This window comes from Allobosea sp. CER48, assembly GCF_044752385.1.
Taxonomy (GTDB): domain Bacteria; phylum Pseudomonadota; class Alphaproteobacteria; order Rhizobiales; family Beijerinckiaceae; genus Allobosea.
Map to the genome: position 1 here is coordinate 1 of NZ_JBIWYK010000700.1, position 1,204 is coordinate 1,204.

Consider the following 1,204-nt stretch of genomic DNA (forward strand, 5'->3'; position numbering starts at 1 on the left):
AGCTTCCGCCGGCTGCTCCGCGAATGCCTGGAATCACCGAAGGCATTCAAGCCGCTCCTCGAGGACCTCTGGCGTGCGATGGATCGCGGGGGCTACTCCGCCGCCATCCGCGCCGACATCCGGCATTTCAACGGCCGGATGTTCGCCGAGCCGCATGTCTTCGGACTCGGCCGAAGCGGCATCGCCGAGCTGCTGGCGGCGGCAGAACATGATTGGAGCCTCGTCGAGCCCTCGATCTTCGGCAGCCTGCTCGAACAGGCACTCGACCCGATGGAGCGGGCGCGTCTGGGGGCCCATTACACGCCGCGCGCCTATGTCGAGAGGCTGGTCGTCGAGACCGTGATCGCGCCGCTGCGCGAGGACTGGCGCGCCGTGCTGGCGGCCGCCCAGCAGGCGCGGGACAACGGCCATCACCGGCAGGCCCTCGCCCATGTCGAGGCTTTCCACGAGAAGCTCTGCACCACCCGCGTGCTCGACCCGGCCTGCGGGACGGGAACTTCCTGCATGTCGCGCAGGACCTGATGAAGCGGCTCGAAGGCGAAGTGCTCGAAGCTGCTGCGGAATTCGGGGCGGCCGAGTCGCTGGGAGGCTTTGCGAGGCACGGCGTCGGCCCGCAGCAGTTCTTCGGGATCGATGCGAACCGGCGGGCCGTCGCCATCGCCAATCTCCTGCTCTGGATCGGGCACCTGCAATGGCACTTGCGCATCCGCCCCTATGCGCCACGCGAGCCTATCCTGCGGGAGCTGAAGCAGATCCTGCCCGGCGATGCTCTGATCGACTGGGAAGGCTGGCCGATCCCCGCGATGGAAGCCGGCAAGGAGGCCCTGCCACCTGACCTGCACCGGACCGCGTGGCCGGACGTCGAGTTCATCGTCGGCAACCCGCCCTTCATCGGCGGCAAGGATCTGCGGAATCGGCTCGGCGATGCCTATGCCGAGGCGCTATGGGCAGCCCATCCCCAGATGAACGAGAGCGCCGATCTCGTGATGTACTGGTGGGACCGCGCCGCCGAACTTCTGACCCGGCCCGGCACCGCGCTCCGCCGCTTCGGTTTCGTCACGACCAATTCCATCACGCAGCTTTTCCAGCGTCGCACGATCGAACGATACCTGACGGCCTCACGGCCGCTTTCGCTGATCCTGGCGATCCCCGACCATCCCTGGACCAAGGCCGGCAAGGACAGTGCCGCGGTGCGCATCGCCAT

General features: G+C 67.6%; 1 protein-coding gene and 1 pseudogene. Both read left to right on the top strand.

What is annotated here, in order from left to right; all coding sequences use genetic code 11:
• Window positions 1-522, top strand: a pseudogene (locus ACIPIA_RS16665) (class I SAM-dependent DNA methyltransferase); the annotation flags it as partial.
• A partial coding sequence (locus tag ACIPIA_RS16670) for a DNA methyltransferase (RefSeq protein WP_400511087.1) occupies window positions 522-1,204 on the top strand: 683 nt, incomplete at its 3' end. The pseudogene ACIPIA_RS16665 and the gene ACIPIA_RS16670, both read left to right, overlap by 1 nt.